Consider the following 15,602-nt stretch of genomic DNA (forward strand, 5'->3'; position numbering starts at 1 on the left):
GAAAAAATCATGGCAAAGAAAAAAGATTTAACCACCGATAATGAAATTTTTGTCGCTCAAAAACTCGCTGAAGAGGAATTGAACGCTAATGAGATTAACGATCCGTTAGAAAGGCTAGACTTTAAAAGCTTTGATAATAATAAGGAGCTTTTAGATTACCAACAGCAAGCTTTAATCAACGCTTTTAGAGTGCTTGTCGCTTATTTTAGGGATTTCAAAGAAGATAAAAAAGAATTTTACGCATTTTATCAAAAACATTATTCATTCGCTAATTGCGATTTCGCTAAAAAGAAACTCAATCCTTTGTTAAAGAGCCATTTTAAGGTAGAAAATGATTGCGTGCGTTTTGAAAATTTTATCAACCGCCTAGCCTTTTACATGGCCACAGGGAGCGGTAAAACGATTGTCATTATCAAACTGGTAGAACTTTTAAGCGTGGCTATAAGAATGGGTTTAATCCCTAAGAAAAATATCATGTTTTTTAGCGCGAACGAGCATTTAATCAAGCAATTTGAAAAAGAAATTGAAAAATACAACCGGAGTAAAGATTATGCCAAGCAAATTGATTTCAAAGACCTTAAAAGCGTTACTAATAAGGACTTTTATCGCGCTCCAAAAGATTCTTTAATGAAAAAAATCGCTCTTTTTTATTACCGTGCGGATTTAATGAGCGATGAAGAAAGCAAGGAAAACCTTTTAAATTATAAGGATTGTTGGGATAATGGGGAAAACTATGTGATTTTAGATGAAGCGCATAAGGGGAACAAGACTGAGAGCAAAAGACAGGCTATTTTTAGCCTGTTATCTCAAAAAGGGTTTTTATTCAATTTCAGCGCCACTTTCACTGAAGAGAGCGATCTCATCACTGCGGTGTATAATTTGAGCGTGGGCGAGTGGGTGAAGCTTGGCTATGGTAAAGAGTCTGTTTTATTGAAGAAAAACAATTTAAGCGCTTTTAAGGAATTGAAAGATTTAAACGATAGGGAAAAAGAAATCGCTCTTTTAAAAGCGTTATTGCTTTTGGGTATGCAAAAACGCTATCAAACAGAAGGCTATTTTTACGACCCTTTAATGCTCGTGTTCACGCATTCTGTGAATGTTGAAAACAGCGATGCGGAAATCTTTTTTAAAACTTTAGCGCGCGTGATTGAAAATGACGATGAGGGCGATTTTTTAAAGGCTAAAGACGATTTATTAGAGGAATTAAAGAATCCGGAATTTCTTTTTAGCGATGGCAAAGATAAAGAAAAAGAATATAAAATCAAGGTTTTTAAAGAGGGTTTAAAGAGCATGGATTTTAAAGGCTTAAAAGAAGAAGTTTTTTATGCCAGCAACGGGTATATTGAAGTCATTATTAACCCTAAAAACAACCAAGAAATCGCTTTCAAGCTCAACACAAGCGATAAAGTCTTTTGCCTGATTAGAATAGGCGATATTACAGAATGGATCCGTGAAAAATTAAAGAGCGTGAAGGTGGTGAGTAAGAATTTGAGCTTTAAAGAAGAGAGCTATTTCAGCCAGATTGATAAGAGCAGTATCAATATCTTAGTGGGGTCTCGCGCTTTTGACACCGGGTGGGATAGCACAAGGCCTAGCGTGATTTTATTTTTAAATATAGGGCTTGATGATGACGCTAAAAAGCTGGTGAAACAATCTTTTGGCAGGGGCGTAAGGATTGAAAGCGTCAAAAACCAACGCCAAAGGTTAGCGTATTTAGACATAGATAAAGCTATTAAAAAAGACTTGAAACCAAACGCTGCAATGTTGGAAACGCTTTTTGTGATACCCACCAACCATGCAAGCCTTGAAGCGATTTTAAAGTTCCAAAAAGAGAGCGAAAATGGGGGCGAAAATAGAGGCTCATGGCATGAAATCAAATTAGAAAAAACGCCGATGAAACACGCCTTGTTTGTGCCTTGCTACCAAGAAAAATCCATTAAAGCCACTGACTTAGGAAGCGGTTCGTTTAAAATGAGCGAAAAAAATTTTAAGGATTTAAAAGAGTATTTTCATTTAATGAGCGAAAAGCATTTTATTTTAAAGCATGAATTTTATAACCCTAAAGATTACGAGCTGTTAAAAGAAATGATACAAAAAGAATGTTTTGAAATAGAATTAAACTGGCATTATAAAGATTTAGATGACTTGATTTCTATCCTTAAAAAGAGGCTATATCTCAATCAAAAAGTGCCTAAAGACGAGTTTAACGCCCTAGATGATGAGAAAATCGTGCATTTTAAAAGGATTAAAATTAAGGCGGGTAAAAAAGAAGAATTAATGAAAGCCATCCAAGAAGTGAAAGAGTATGCGCCTTTGGATACAGAAAAGCACAAACAAGACAGAACATTCAAAGTTGATGATGCAGAGCTGTTAAAACTCAAGGAGCATTACTACACCCCTTTAATTAAAGCCAAAAACTGCGATTGGCTTAAGCATGTGGTTAGAGTAGAAAGTGAAATTGATTTTTTAAAAGAGTTACAAAAAACTGAAACGATAAAAACACTACAAGAAAACTATGATTTTTGGGCGTTCAGCAAGATTGATGAGCATTTAGACAATTTGTTTATCCCTTATTTCAACGGCGCTACAGAAAGGAAATTTTTCCCTGATTTTATCTTTTGGCTGCAAAAAGGCAGCACGCAAATCATTTGCTTCATTGATCCTAAAGGGATCGAACACACTAGTTCCCAACGCAAGGCAGTTTGGTATAAAAAACTTTTTAAAGATAAAATTTTTAACCCTAAAAACGATCCCAATCTCAAAATCAAAGTGGTTTTAAAATTTTATGGGGATAAGGATAAAGTGGTGGAGGGTAGGGACTATTGGATCAAAAAAGGGAAACTAGAATATTTTTTTCTGGATTTAAAGGATTAGCCTGATTTGATTGAAAGGGGTTAAAAACGCGCTTGAATAGCCTTGAATAGAGCGCTAGTTTTTCACATCGCTTAAAAACACATGCCTTAAAAGTTTGGCGTCGCTTAAAAAAGCGTTTTTCAACACCGCGCTTTTATAAGTGTAATGATCTTCAATGCTTGAAACTTCACCCACAAACACCCCCGCTCCAAAAATCCCATCCAGCCCGCTCGTTAGCACTTGATCGCCTATGTTGATTTCAGCGCTAGGGACAATAAAATCCACGATTAATTCTTGCTTGAAATTAGTCCCTATAAAGCCTAAGACTTGATTTTGGCCTATCATCACGCTATAAGCGCACCGCTTGTGGGCGTTCAAAAACCCGTTCAAGCGCCCTTTTTCTAACACCGCAATGCCTATGGCTTGATTGTGGGAGACAAGACCATAAATCTTATTTTCTTCTAAATTCACAATAGGGTTGAGAGAGACGCTGTGCGTGTCTTCTAAACTGATGAATGAAGTCATAAAAGTAGGGGTATAAGTCATTTTTGGATTTTCTAAAGGATAAATACTATTCAAACGCTCTTTCAAATCGGCGTTTTCTAGTTTTAAAGCTTCTAAAATCAAGCGTTCTTTTTGAAATTCTTTAATGTTTTGGGCTTGAAAAAAATACGCTTGAATGTTGTCTAATAAGCTGTTTTTAGCGCTCATCAAGGCGTTTTTAATCCGGTCGCTGATATAAGAAGAACTGCCTTTAATGTCTAAAAAATAAAAAATAAGAAAAATCCCTAAAAGCCAAAGGAATTTAAAATAAAAACGCATGCATTATTCACTAAAACCCACACGGCTGAGTAAATCCAAATCTTGTATGGCTTCCCCTGTGCCTTTGGCTACGGCCAATAAAGGCTCATCGCCCACATACACAGGGAGTTTAACCATATCGCTTAAATACTTGTCTAAGCCCTTAATCAAAGCCCCACCGCCGGTAAGCACCACACCATTTTGCACAATGTCTTTCGCTAGATCCGGCTTCACCTCTTCAAGCACGCTCCTTAAAGCGCTAGAGATTTCCCTCACCTGATCTTTAATGGCTTCAAACACATCATCAGAGCTCAATTCAATCGTGTGCAACAGCCCGCTCACTTGATCCCTCCCTGACACTTCCATGGTAAGAGGCGGATCCAGTTTGATCGCGCAACCGATTTCAATCTTAATCTCTTCGCCGGTGCGCTCCCCTATCAATAAATTGAATTTCTTGCGGATGTATTCCACGATGCTTTGATCCAATTTATCCCCGGCCACTCTAATGCTTTTAGAAATGACTAGCCCCCCAAGACTGATCACGCCAATTTCAGTCGTGCCTCCACCAATATCCACAATCAAACTCCCTTGCGGCTCTTTGACTGGTAAGCCTGCTCCAATCGCTGCTGCCATAGGCTCTTCAATCAAAAAGACTTCTCTAGCCCCAGCGCTCAAAGCGCTCTCTTTAACCGCATTCCTTTCCACGCTTGTCAACCCATAAGGCACGCACACCATGATGCGCGGGCGAATCCATGTCTTTCGTTTGTGCGCTTTTTCAATAAAGTAGCGGATCATTTTAGCGGTAATGTCATAATCGGCAATCACGCCATCTTTCATGGGGCGAATCGCTCTGATGCTGTTAGGGGTTTTGCCTAGCATTTCCTTAGCCTCGCTCCCCACTGCCAAAATATCATAAGCTTTAGAATCAAACAACCCCATGCGCACCGCCACAATAGAAGGCTCATTGATAATAATGCCCTGCCCTTTGACTAACACGATCGTGTTAGCCGTGCCTAAATCTATGGCAATATCATGCGAAAACAAACCGATCAATTTGCTAAAAATCATGCCCTTTCTAATCCTTTATCGTTAAATTTATAAGCGTGTTCCTTAAGGAAGAATTTTAGAATGCGTTTTAGCAATGATCAAAGGTTCAGCCTGTTTTAAAACACAATCTTTAGTGATACGCACTTCCGATCCCTTAAGCTTGGGTAAATCAAACATAATATCCAAACAAAAATCTTCAATGATCGCCCTTAGTCCCCTAGCCCCGGTTTTTCTTTCTAATGCGAGTTTGGCGATTTCTTTAATGGCTTCTTCTTCAAAAATCAAATCCACCTCATCCATTTTGAAAAGTTGTTGGTATTGCTTGATTAGGGCGTTTTTAGGTTTTTGCAAAATATCCACCATCGCTTCTAAACTGATGCTATCTAGCGTGCTTAAAACCGGCAAACGGCCGATAAGCTCAGGGATAAGCCCATAAGTAACCAAGTCATGGGTTTGGACTAAATGCAAGATCGCTTCTTGCTCTTTTTTGCTCATCTTTTCTTGAGTGAAACCCAACACGTTTTGCGTGGTGCGTTTTTTAATGATTTCAGCTAACCCGTCAAACGCTCCGGCGCAAATGAATAAAATATCGCTCGTGTCAATTTGAATGAAATTGCCCTCAGGGTGCTTTCTGCCGCCTTTAGGGGGGATATTCACTAAAGAGCCTTCAACGATTTTTAACAACGCTTGCTGAACGCCCTCGCCAGAAACGTCTCTAGTGATGGAGCGGTTTTCTGACAAACGGCTGATTTTATCAATCTCATCAATAAACACAATGCCTTTTTGGGCTTTTTGGACATTCCAATCGCTCGCTTGCAACAATCTTGTAAGGATATTTTCCACATCTTCGCCCACATAACCCGCTTCAGTCAAGCTAGTCGCATCGCTAATGGCGATAGGAATATCCAAATGCTTGGCGAGAGTTTGCGCCATTAAAGTCTTGCCTGAACCTGTAGGGCCGATCAATAAAATATTAGACTTGCTCAACTCCACTTCTTCTAAATGTTCCAACTCCACATTGCTGTCTTGGTTGTCTTGTTTTTTGAGTTTTTCTTTAAAAGATAAGCGTTTGTAATGGTTATACACGGCTACGGAAAAAACCTTTTTAGCCTGCTCTTGGCCTATCACATAATTGTCTAAAACCGCCTTAAGCTCTTTAGGGGCTGGAATGCGAGAGAGCAAAAACTCTTCTTCATAAGCACTGGATTCCATTCGCCTCAATCGGTCTCTTTTGAGCGCTAATAAAGAATCCATTCTGTCGTATTTGTGTAATTCCCCATGCATCACATCTATACAATATTCGCACACGCACACATCTTTATTCAGGTTGCTCGCAAAAATAATGCGGCGTTTTTTGGGATCTCTGGATTCTGGTTTTTTGCAAAAACTGCAATAAAGCGTTTCGTTCATGTTATTCCTCTTGTTTTTCTTCGCTAGAATATTCGCTTGACTTATACGCCACGCCCCTAGAACTCTCTAAAATAAAAGAGCAAATCTCTTTTACAAAAGGGTTATTGGCATGCTCTTCTAACTCTAATTTAGCGCTCTCTCTTAAAGAGGGAATAGGGCGGAACAACCTCTTATAAAGTGCATGAATAAAATCAATATCCTTACTTTCTAATAATTGGCGCATCCGGTGGCGGTTTAACCCCCTAATAAAAGCGCGATTGCCCTCTACGGTGCAATAAGGCGGCACGTCTTTGCCTAAAGCGCTCTTACCGGCTATCATGCACCCTTTAGCGATACGCACAAACTGATGGATCGCTGTAAGACCGCCGATATTGACATAATCGCCTATTTCAATATGCCCTGCTAAAGTTACGCCATTAGCCAAAATACAATGGCTGCCAATCACGCAATCATGGGCGACATGCACATAAGCCATGAGCAGGTTTTTATCCCCAATAATGGTTTTTTTAATCCCCCCTTCAGTGCCGGGATTTATCATGCAAAATTCACGAATAAGGTTGTCTTCTCCAACCATCAGTTCGCTGTATTCGCCCTTGTATTTTAAATCTTGAGGCTGTGTGCCTAGCACGGCAAAAGGGAAAATTTCGGTGTTTTTCCCAATAAAAGTATGCCCTTGTAAGGTTACATTGTTGTGGAGTTTCACGCCATCATCTAGTTTGACGCCATCTCCAATAACGCAAAATTCCCCAATCTCTACGCCTTTGCCAATCTCTGCTTTAGGAGAAATAATGGCTGTTTTTGCAATTTTACTCATTTTTATTCTCTCTCTGCGATCATGGCTTTCAATTCGGCTTCAGCGACCACTTTGCCATCCACTTGAGCCGTGCCACCCACTTGCCAGATCATGCCCTTATGCTTTAAGACTTCTAAATGGTATTCTAATCTGTCGCCTGGAGTTACAGGAATGCGGAATTTAACCTTGTCAATCGTCATGAAATACACGATTTTTGTTTTCGCCATTTCAGGGTCAAACCCCCACATGCTAGTGAAGGCTAAAAGCCCTCCGCTTTGCGCCATGCCCTCTACGATCAAAACGCCCGGGAAAATGGGCTTATTGGGGAAATGCCCGTTAAACACGTCTTCATTAAAAGTGATATTCTTATAAGCGACAATTTTTTGATTGGCTTGTAACTCTATAATTCTATCCACTAAGAGCATGGGATAGCGGTGAGGTAAAATCTGTAAGATATGCTCTATAAAAAATTGAGATTGTAAGTTTTGATGGCTTTGTTCCATAAAAATAAACTCCTTGTTTTGGATTCAATTAAAGCGCCATTTTTAGCGTTGGTTATCCTATAAAAATAACCGCTATTATACCATAAGAAAACCGCTCGCTTGTATTTGCAAAAACGCCGATGCATTGCACCATAAGCTTAAAGAAACGCTTTACACAGACACCACTCATGCACCGCTCATGCGTCATTCATGCGTGTGGCTTAGAATATTCTCTCTTAAATGGTAGTGCGGGTATTTGTTAGAATCCAAAACCACTTGCCCCATGAGCTGCTTGTCCAAATTGAAAATTAAAGGGGCTAGATAATTCACGGTGGAAAGCTCAATGGGGGTTTGAACGACCATGATATTAGCGACCAGAACGCTCTTGGCTCCCTCTAATTCTAAAAGGATTTTTAAGGGGGTAGGCACTTCAAATTCGTATTTTCTTAAAGCAAAGGGATTGACCAGCGTGAAAGACACCACGGAATCATCTTCTGTGCTGTTCAAACGCAAAAAGATTTCATCAATCTTTTGCAAGTGCATTTTATGAATGGTTTCAAACCCTAAGATAGGCGCTTTCACATCAAAAATCATAGGCGATTGCATTCCCTTTAAAAAAGCACAAGATCTTCTCCTTAAAGAATAAAAGACCGCCTTAAAACCAGCGCTCAATGATTTCTAAACTAAAAATCTGTATTATATCAAACAATTTTGGTAAAATCAATTTTTGCTAGTTTTGGGTATAATTCAATGACTGAATAACGATGAAAGTTTAACTGAATCATTATAAAATATAACTAAGGAGTGAGAGATGAGTAAAATAAAACCACAAATCAAGAAAAATAATCCTAGCAAATCTAATTATAGTAGTGGGTGGCACATTTTTGGCACGGTGTGCATGATTGGAGAAATGGCGCTTACGCTATTGGGTGGGGCTAAGAATAAGAAAAAATAACCATGAGTGGTTCAAAAATTTAATTTTATAAGACAAATGGCATGCGTTTAAAACATTTTAAAACTTTCCTTTTTATCACAATGGCAATCATTATTATAGGCACCGGTTGTGCGAACAAAAAGAAAAAAAAAGACGAATACAACAAACCGGCGATCTTTTGGTATCAAGGGATTTTGAGAGAAATCCTTTTTGCTAATTTAGAGACAGCGGACAATTACTATTCTTCCTTACAGAGCGAACACATCAATTCCCCCCTTGTCCCAGAAGCGATGCTAGCCTTAGGGCAAGCACACATGAAAAAGAAAGAGTATGTTTTAGCGTCTTTTTACTTTGATGAATACATCAAGCGCTTTGGGACTAAGGACAATGTGGATTATTTGACCTTTTTGAAACTGCAATCGCATTATTACGCTTTCAAAAACCATTCTAAAGACCAGGAATTTATCTCTAATTCTATTGTGAGTTTAGGCGAATTTATAGAAAAATACCCTAACAGCCGTTACCGCCCCTATGTAGAATACATGCAAATCAAATTCATTTTAGGGCAAAATGAGCTCAATCGCGCGATCGCGAATGTCTATAAAAAACGCCACAAGCCTGAGGGCGTGAAACGCTATTTAGAAAGGATAGATGAGGCTTTAGAAAAAGAGACTAAACCCAAACCATCGCACATGCCTTGGTATGTGTTAATTTTTGATTGGTAGGATATTTCAAACCATACAAATTATAATAGAGAGATGAAAAATGACTGAAGATTTTCCTAAAATTCTGCCTTTATTGGTAGAAGAAGACACCTTTTTATACCCCTTTATGATAGCCCCTATTTTCTTACAAAATAACGCGAGCATCAAGGCAGCAGCTTACGCTAAAAACAATAAATCGTTAGTCTTTATTGCATGCCAAAAAGACAAATTGAACGACAATGAAGCCCCTTATTATGATGTGGGGGTGATTGGATCGGTGATGCGTGAAGCCAACATGCCTAATGGGCGCGTGAAATTGCTCTTTAATGGCATCGCTAAGGGGCGTATTTTAGAGCCTGCTAAAGAAAACGAGCAAGGCTTTTTGGAAGCTCAAATAAGCCCCATTGAGTATTTAGAGTACGATAAAGAAAACATTCAGGCTATCGTGGAAGTGTTAAAAGAAAAGGTGATCACTCTAGCCAATGTCAGCTCGCTCTTCCCCCCGGATTTGATCAAGGCTTTAGAGGACAATGACGATCCTAACCGCATCGCTGATTTAATCGCAGCGGCCTTGCATTTGAAAAAAGATCAAGCGTATTTTCTTTTTGCTAACAACAACACCGAACAGCGCTTGTTGGATTTGATTGATATTGTGATAGAAGAGACTAAAACCCAAAAGCTCCAAAAAGAAATCAAATCCAAAGTCCATCAAAAAATGGAGCAAACCAATAAGGAATATTTCTTAAAAGAGCAGCTCAAACAAATCCAAAAAGAGCTTGGCACAGACAAACAGCGAGATGAAGATTTAAACCAATACTACCAAAAACTAGAAAGCATCAAGCCTTTTTTAAAAGAAGAAGCGTTTAAGGAAATCAAAAAGCAAATTGACCGATTAAGCCGAACCCATGCGGACAGCTCTGATAGCGCAACTTTACAAAATTATATTGAAACCATGTTAGATGTACCTTTTGGGCAATATGAAAAAAAAGCGCTTGATATTAAGCATGTCAAAGAGCAACTAGATAACGATCATTATTCCTTAAAAAGGCCTAAAGAGCGTATTGTAGAATACTTTGCTACCATGCAGCTTTTAGAAATGCGCCACAAGAAAAAGCCAGAAAAAAAAGACAAAACTAAAGGCACGATTTTATGCTTTTATGGGCCTCCTGGCGTGGGTAAAACGAGCTTAGCTAATTCCATTGCTAAAGCGATAGAACGCCCTTTAGTTCGGATCGCTTTAGGGGGATTAGAAGACGTGAATGAATTAAGAGGGCACAGACGCACTTACATAGGCTCAATGCCCGGGCGTATTGTCCAAGGGCTTATTGAAGCTAAAAAGATGAATCCGGTCATGGTTTTAGATGAAATTGATAAGGTGGATAGAAGCGTTAGGGGCGATCCAGCGAGCGCTTTATTAGAGATTTTAGACCCTGAGCAAAATATCGCTTTTAGGGATCATTATGCGAATTTCAGCATTGATTTGTCGCAAGTGATTTTTATCGCTACCGCTAATAATATTGACAGAATCCCGGCCCCTTTAAGAGACAGAATGGAATTTATCAGCGTGTCCAGCTACACGCCTAGCGAAAAAGAAGAGATCGCTAAAAACTATCTCATCCCCCAAGAATTAGAAAAGCACGCCTTAAAGCCTAGCGAAGTGGATATTAGCCATGAGTGTTTGAAACTCATTATTGAAAAATACACCAGAGAAGCGGGCGTTAGGGATTTACGAAGACAGATCGCAACGATTATGCGTAAAGCGGCTTTAAAATACCTAGAAGATAACCCGCACAAAAAAGGGCGGACCAAAAAAGGCGAAAATGAAAAAAGCGAAGATCAAAAAAGCGAAAATCAAAAAGGCGAGAATAAAGATTTCTGCGTCTCTATCACGCCTAACAACCTTAAAGAGTATTTAGAACGCATGGTGTTTGAAATTGACCCCATAGATGGAGAAAATAAAATCGGTATCGTCAATGGTTTGGCATGGACTCCAGTGGGCGGTGATGTGCTTAAAATTGAAGCGCTTAAGATTAGAGGCAAGGGGGAATTGAAACTCACCGGGAGTTTAGGCGATGTGATGAAAGAATCCGCTCTCATCGCTTTTTCTGTTGTCAAAGTCTTGTTGGATAACGAAACCTTAAAAGCGCCCAAAATCCCTAGTGAGGCCGATGCAGAGGGCAAGAAAAAGAAAAAAGCGCTGAAAGTTTATAACGCTTACGATTTGCATTTGCATGTCCCTGAGGGGGCTACGCCTAAAGACGGCCCGAGCGCTGGGATCGCTATGGCGAGCGTGATGGCGAGTATTTTGTGCGACCGAGCTACAAGAAGCGAAGTGGCAATGACGGGCGAATTGACTTTGAGCGGGGAAGTTTTACCCATAGGAGGGTTGAAAGAAAAGTTGATCGCTGCTTTTAAAGCCGGCATTAAAACCGCTCTCATTCCTGTCAAAAATTACGAAAGGGATTTAGATGAGATCCCTGCTGAAGTGCGAGAGAATTTAAACATCGTTGCGGTGAAAAACATCGCTGAAGTGTTAGAAAAAACCTTACTTTAGAATTTGGCATGAAAGCAGGCATTATTGGTTTAGGGCTTATGGGGGGGAGTTTAGGGCTAGCCTTACAAGAATGGGGGCGTTTTAAAAGCGTTATAGGCTATGATCATAACGCTTTGCATGCCAAATTGGCTTTGACTTTGGGGCTTGTAGATGAATGCGTGGAGTTTGAAAAGATTTTAGAATGCGATGTGATTTTTTTAGCCATTCCAGTTGAGGGCATCATTGGGTGTTTGAAAAAAATGACCTCTATCAAAAAAAGTGCAACGATTATTGATTTAGGGGGCGCTAAAGCGCAAATCATTCGCAATATCCCTAAAAGCATTCGTCAAAATTTCATCGCCGCGCACCCCATGTGCGGGACAGAGTTTTATGGCCCTAAAGCGAGCGTTAAGGGGCTGTATGAAAACGCTTTGGTGATATTGTGCGATTTAGAAGATTCAGGGGCTGAGCAAGTAGAGATCGCTAAAGAAATCTTTTTAGGCATTAAAGCGCGCTTGATTAAAATGAAATCTAGCGAGCATGACACCCATGTGGCTTATATCAGCCATTTACCCCATGTTTTGAGCTACGCTCTAGCTAATAGCGTTTTAAAGCAAAACGACCCAGAGATGATTCTATCCTTAGCGGGTGGGGGTTTTAGGGATATGAGCCGTCTGTCTAAAAGCTCGCCTTTAATGTGGAAAGATATTTTCAAACAAAACCGAGACAATGTCTTAGAAGCGATTAAAAAATGCGAAAAAGAAATCGCGCAAGCTAAGGCTTGGATAGAAAATAACGATTATGAAAGCCTTGCAGAATGGATGGCGCAAGCGAACAAACTCCAGGAGTTCATGTAAAAAATTAAAATTTGCATATTGTTGTTTTTAGGGGTGCGAGGAGCAGGTAATAATCGTTTTTATCTCATTCCTCCAACACCTATGAAACCCTTATCGCTTCCAACAAAAAACCGATTTTAGCCGTTTAGAAATTTGATTTCTTAAACCTTTATCCAAAATACCGGTGTTTTTACGGGTATTTTATATTGGTATTTTAAGAGCAGTTTTTAATATTTCTTAGAATTATTCATGTATTTGGGCAATTCATTCAACTCAGCGTTTTTATTGTTCTTAAAAACCACTTGTTTTTCAACTCGTTCGTATTCTTTACAATCTCTTCTCATTTCTTGTAAGGGGTATTTTTGGTTGTCATTAGGGATATAAAAGCATTCGCTTTTAGCGTTTTCATAGCTGTCCGTTAGGCTTATGTCATAGTGGTACCAAAAGCCGCTAGGGATAGCGATATTCTTAGAGCTAAAAGTCCTATAACCCTGTTTGATGATAGTAAGTTCTTCTACTAAGACTTGATGGTATTTTCTAGCTAAATTACGGCCCTCTTTTTCCACCAATAAAACAGAATGCCTGTTGGTGTTTTTGGCTTCAGGGGTGATATTAGTCATTCTGTAAGTCTCTCTTAAAGGGTTAGACGCAAAATCAAAAGAAGCGTCATTCGCCACAAAATGCCCCCTATCAAAACCGCTTCTGGTGTAATCTTGTGTCGTGGCTTGTTGGTATTTGGCTAATCGTGTGTCCGGCTTAAACTCATAGCGTTTTTCAATATTATTTTTATCCACTAAATCCCCAAACAACACGCTCACGCCATAAATAGGGTTTTTTAATTCGCTAGAATAACACACCGAATAGAAGTTATTTTTTAAGACCTTGCAATCAATGTTAGTGAGCATGCCATTAGCGTTATAAGCGGTATTGTGATTTTTAGCGGGGTTAGCGCTATTGACTTGATCTCTGATTTCATTAAGCTTTTTAGCGGTGTAGCTGTTAATAGCCTTAGTGAAATTATCCAGCATGTCCGCTTGGAGCCAACTCATAGCGATCAGGCTAAAACAGAGCCAATTTTTAAAAATTTTCATGTTTCACTCCTTGTTGATTGGCTTGAATACTACAATAATATTTTTAATCGTTTATTTTTAATGATCTTTTTTATTTTATAGCGAGTTTATAGCGAGCGAATGCTTACTGCTAGCGGATTAGTTATCCTTATGTCAAGCAAAGCTAAAATTTTTTTTAGCCCAAGCGTTTTAAATTCCTCTAGCTTTTAAACCACATTGTTTATTCTATATTGTTTATTTTTACCCACTAAATAGGCGTAGCGTTTTGATGCGTTGAGTGGTGCACGTTGAACGATCAAACTTAAGAATAAAAAATTTCATTGTATTTTTTAGTGATCTCATCTATCTCCCATGCGTCTTCGTCAATATCGCCCAGGTTTAAATAGTCTTCGTTAGAGTCTAAAAGATTACAACAAATCCTTTTTTGCTCGTTTAAATCTAAATTGTGGAACTCTTCGCTATGGATTTCACCAATTTTACAATCGGCGCGTTTTAAAAAACGCTCATTAAGATCGTTAAAGATTTTTAGGCATTCGCTCTTACTTTTAGCGTTAAGGATTTGTTTTTTAATTTCTAAATTCACTTCTTTCAATTCAGCATAGACAAAACTCCCGCCCCCTTTAAAATCGCATTTTTTAGAAATGCCCCCTTGCTCGCCCTCTATGACTTTTTTTAACCTTTCTTTGGTGATCGTTTCTATATAGTCCATTTGCTCGATGCCAATGTAGCGGCGTTTCATTTTGTGCGCTACCGCACAAGTCGTCCCGCTCCCAGCGAAAAAATCACACACGAGATCGTTTTCTTTTGTGGAAATTTCTAAAATGCGTTGGAGTAGGGCTTCGGGTTTGGGGGTGTCAAAAAGTTTTACATTATTAAAGAGAGCTAGCAATTGTTTTGTGGCGTCTTGATTATGTCCTACTTCTGTATATTTCCATATTGTTAAAGGTGTTGTGCCTTGCTTGACTTCACTTAAAAAGCGTTTCAAACTAGGAACATTGTCTCCATTTCTTCCAAAATAAATACGATTATCATCTACAAGTTTTTGAAAATTTTCTTTTGAAGTCATCCAACACCGCCCTTTTGGTGGCGTTACAACTTTTCCACTTGGTGTAGTGATAGGATAATCATAACTCGCCATATAAGTTTTTACCAAACAATCACTAGGTTTCCACGCACCCCTTTCATCGTTATCTAAATTTTTATAGCGCGCATTCATCTCGCTTGTGCGTGGTAATAAATTAGGTCGCCAAATTCCTTTATCTTTAGCGTATAGTAAAATAAAATCGTGATTATCAGAGAACCATTTCGCATCATTTTGTGGAGAATACTTTTTTTCCCAAATAATCGTGTTTACAAAATTCTCTCTCCCAAAAATCTCATCCATTAACACTTTTAAGTAAGCCTGTTCGTTGTCATCGCATTGCACAAAGATCACGCCATCATCGCTTAAAAACTCCCTAGCCGCTTCAAGCCTGTTTTTCATAAACACTAGCCAAGAGCTGTGGTTGAAATTATCGTTGTAATTAAAGCTGTCATTACCGGTATTATAAGGGGGGTCAATGTAGATGCATTTTACTTGTTTAGCGAATTTCTTTTTTAAAGAATGAAGAGCGATCAAGTTATTGCCTTTGATAAGGTAGTTCGTGTTTCTATCTTTTAAAGCGCTTTCTAAATCGCCTTCTCCATGCATTTCAAAATGGCACAACGCTTTTTTCTTTGAAAGCGTGTCAATTTCTTTTTTATGCAATATTTCATGGTAAAAAAGCTCGTTAGGTTTGGTGCTGTTGTCTTTAGCGTTACCGAGTAAAACATTGTCTTTAAAAGGGAAATTCAAAACGACTAATTCGCTGGATTTTATCAAACCCCCTTGTGAATATAGACCTATTTTATTTTTAAATCGTGTGAAAGATTTTTCTAATTCTTTTATTTCTAAACATTCTAATAACGCCTTTTCATTAAATACAAGCGTGTTGGCGATCGTTTTAAAAAAAGCGTTTTTGTAGTCGTTAGCGTTTTCATGCTCAAGCATGAAAATTAAAAGCTTTTCATCATGTTGTAAGATTAAAGTAACTAAGCGTTCTTTAGTGAAATGATTGATTAAAATATCTACTAGGGTTTTTAGTGGGTTTTTTAACATTT

Annotated in this window: 13 protein-coding genes and 1 pseudogene; 6 read left to right on the forward strand and 8 right to left on the reverse strand. The window is 38.8% G+C overall.

Annotated features, from left to right (window positions below; all coding sequences use genetic code 11):
• Window positions 1-9 precede the first annotated feature (9 nt).
• A complete protein-coding gene (locus I6852_RS03025) occupies window positions 10-2,874 on the forward strand; it encodes a DEAD/DEAH box helicase family protein (protein ID WP_197291550.1) in 2,865 nt (954 codons plus the stop codon).
• Window positions 2,875-2,928: 54 nt separating this feature from the next.
• Here the strand turns inward: I6852_RS03025 and mreC are convergent, their stop codons facing one another.
• From mreC to fabZ, 5 genes are read right to left on the reverse strand one after another with little or no spacing between them, the layout of a single operon-like run.
• Window positions 2,929-3,675, reverse strand: coding sequence for a rod shape-determining protein MreC (gene mreC, locus I6852_RS03030; RefSeq protein WP_197291549.1), 747 nt, complete (start codon window positions 3,673-3,675; stop codon window positions 2,929-2,931).
• 3 nt (window positions 3,676-3,678) lie between these two features.
• Window positions 3,679-4,722, reverse strand: coding sequence for a rod shape-determining protein (locus I6852_RS03035; protein WP_000577744.1), 1,044 nt, complete (start codon window positions 4,720-4,722; stop codon window positions 3,679-3,681).
• Between the two features lie 42 nt (window positions 4,723-4,764).
• A complete protein-coding gene (gene clpX / locus I6852_RS03040) occupies window positions 4,765-6,111 on the reverse strand; it encodes an ATP-dependent protease ATP-binding subunit ClpX (protein WP_001006306.1) in 1,347 nt (448 codons plus the stop codon).
• A gap of 1 nt (window position 6,112) precedes the next feature.
• Window positions 6,113-6,925 carry an acyl-ACP--UDP-N-acetylglucosamine O-acyltransferase gene (gene lpxA, locus I6852_RS03045; RefSeq protein ID WP_077648720.1) on the reverse strand — a complete coding sequence of 271 codons (813 nt, stop codon included), beginning with the start codon at window positions 6,923-6,925 and terminating at the stop codon, window positions 6,113-6,115.
• A gap of 2 nt (window positions 6,926-6,927) precedes the next feature.
• The gene (gene fabZ, locus I6852_RS03050; RefSeq protein WP_197291548.1) at window positions 6,928-7,407 is read right to left on the reverse strand and encodes a 3-hydroxyacyl-ACP dehydratase FabZ; all 480 of its coding nucleotides are present in this window, start codon (window positions 7,405-7,407) and stop codon (window positions 6,928-6,930) included.
• An 18-nt stretch (window positions 7,408-7,425) separates the two neighbouring features.
• Here fabZ and I6852_RS08170 point away from each other — a divergent pair.
• Window positions 7,426-7,633, forward strand: a pseudogene (locus tag I6852_RS08170) (flavoprotein oxidoreductase).
• On the opposite strand, the gene fliW reads toward I6852_RS08170, so the two are convergent.
• Window positions 7,591-7,980 carry a flagellar assembly protein FliW gene (fliW, locus tag I6852_RS03055; RefSeq protein WP_165543078.1) on the reverse strand — a complete coding sequence of 130 codons (390 nt, stop codon included), beginning with the start codon at window positions 7,978-7,980 and terminating at the stop codon, window positions 7,591-7,593. The pseudogene I6852_RS08170 and the gene fliW sit on opposite strands and share 43 nt — an antisense overlap.
• 217 nt (window positions 7,981-8,197) lie before the next feature.
• Between fliW and I6852_RS03060 the strand changes: the two genes are divergently transcribed.
• Genes I6852_RS03060 through I6852_RS03075 form a run of 4 tightly spaced genes read left to right on the forward strand, consistent with a single transcriptional unit; the run spans window position 8,198 to window position 12,414 of the window.
• Window positions 8,198-8,341 (forward strand): hypothetical protein, encoded by a 144-nt coding sequence (locus I6852_RS03060; RefSeq protein ID WP_165533518.1) that lies wholly within the window; start codon window positions 8,198-8,200, stop codon window positions 8,339-8,341.
• A gap of 41 nt (window positions 8,342-8,382) precedes the next feature.
• The gene (locus I6852_RS03065; RefSeq protein ID WP_197291547.1) at window positions 8,383-9,045 is read left to right on the forward strand and encodes an outer membrane protein assembly factor BamD; all 663 of its coding nucleotides are present in this window, start codon (window positions 8,383-8,385) and stop codon (window positions 9,043-9,045) included.
• 40 nt (window positions 9,046-9,085) lie between these two features.
• The gene (gene lon, locus I6852_RS03070) at window positions 9,086-11,578 is read left to right on the forward strand and encodes an endopeptidase La (protein WP_197291546.1); all 2,493 of its coding nucleotides are present in this window, start codon (window positions 9,086-9,088) and stop codon (window positions 11,576-11,578) included.
• An 8-nt stretch (window positions 11,579-11,586) separates the two neighbouring features.
• A complete protein-coding gene (locus I6852_RS03075; protein ID WP_197291545.1) occupies window positions 11,587-12,414 on the forward strand; it encodes a prephenate dehydrogenase in 828 nt (275 codons plus the stop codon).
• Window positions 12,415-12,620: 206 nt separating this feature from the next.
• On the opposite strand, the gene I6852_RS03080 is transcribed toward I6852_RS03075, so the two are convergent.
• Window positions 12,621-13,484 (reverse strand): DNA/RNA non-specific endonuclease, encoded by an 864-nt coding sequence (locus I6852_RS03080; protein ID WP_197291544.1) that lies wholly within the window; start codon window positions 13,482-13,484, stop codon window positions 12,621-12,623.
• A gap of 280 nt (window positions 13,485-13,764) precedes the next feature.
• Window positions 13,765-15,600 carry a site-specific DNA-methyltransferase gene (locus tag I6852_RS03085; protein WP_197291543.1) on the reverse strand — a complete coding sequence of 612 codons (1,836 nt, stop codon included), beginning with the start codon at window positions 15,598-15,600 and terminating at the stop codon, window positions 13,765-13,767.
• Window positions 15,601-15,602: the final 2 nt, after the last annotated feature.

Source organism: Helicobacter pylori, from assembly GCF_015904775.1.
Lineage (GTDB): Bacteria > Campylobacterota > Campylobacteria > Campylobacterales > Helicobacteraceae > Helicobacter > Helicobacter pylori_DM.

Coding starts and splice junctions, on each gene's coding strand:
- I6852_RS03025 (WP_197291550.1), top strand. CDS start 10: ATGGCAAAGAAAAAAGATTTAACCACCGATAATGAAATTTTTGTCGCT.
- mreC (WP_197291549.1), bottom strand. CDS start 3,675: ATGCGTTTTTATTTTAAATTCCTTTGGCTTTTAGGGATTTTTCTTATT.
- I6852_RS03035 (WP_000577744.1), bottom strand. CDS start 4,722: ATGATTTTTAGCAAATTGATCGGTTTGTTTTCGCATGATATTGCCATA.
- clpX (WP_001006306.1), bottom strand. CDS start 6,111: ATGAACGAAACGCTTTATTGCAGTTTTTGCAAAAAACCAGAATCCAGA.
- lpxA (WP_077648720.1), bottom strand. CDS start 6,925: ATGAGTAAAATTGCAAAAACAGCCATTATTTCTCCTAAAGCAGAGATT.
- fabZ (WP_197291548.1), bottom strand. CDS start 7,407: ATGGAACAAAGCCATCAAAACTTACAATCTCAATTTTTTATAGAGCAT.
- fliW (WP_165543078.1), bottom strand. CDS start 7,980: ATGATTTTTGATGTGAAAGCGCCTATCTTAGGGTTTGAAACCATTCAT.
- I6852_RS03060 (WP_165533518.1), top strand. CDS start 8,198: ATGAGTAAAATAAAACCACAAATCAAGAAAAATAATCCTAGCAAATCT.
- I6852_RS03065 (WP_197291547.1), top strand. CDS start 8,383: ATGCGTTTAAAACATTTTAAAACTTTCCTTTTTATCACAATGGCAATC.
- lon (WP_197291546.1), top strand. CDS start 9,086: ATGACTGAAGATTTTCCTAAAATTCTGCCTTTATTGGTAGAAGAAGAC.
- I6852_RS03075 (WP_197291545.1), top strand. CDS start 11,587: ATGAAAGCAGGCATTATTGGTTTAGGGCTTATGGGGGGGAGTTTAGGG.
- I6852_RS03080 (WP_197291544.1), bottom strand. CDS start 13,484: ATGAAAATTTTTAAAAATTGGCTCTGTTTTAGCCTGATCGCTATGAGT.
- I6852_RS03085 (WP_197291543.1), bottom strand. CDS start 15,600: ATGTTAAAAAACCCACTAAAAACCCTAGTAGATATTTTAATCAATCAT.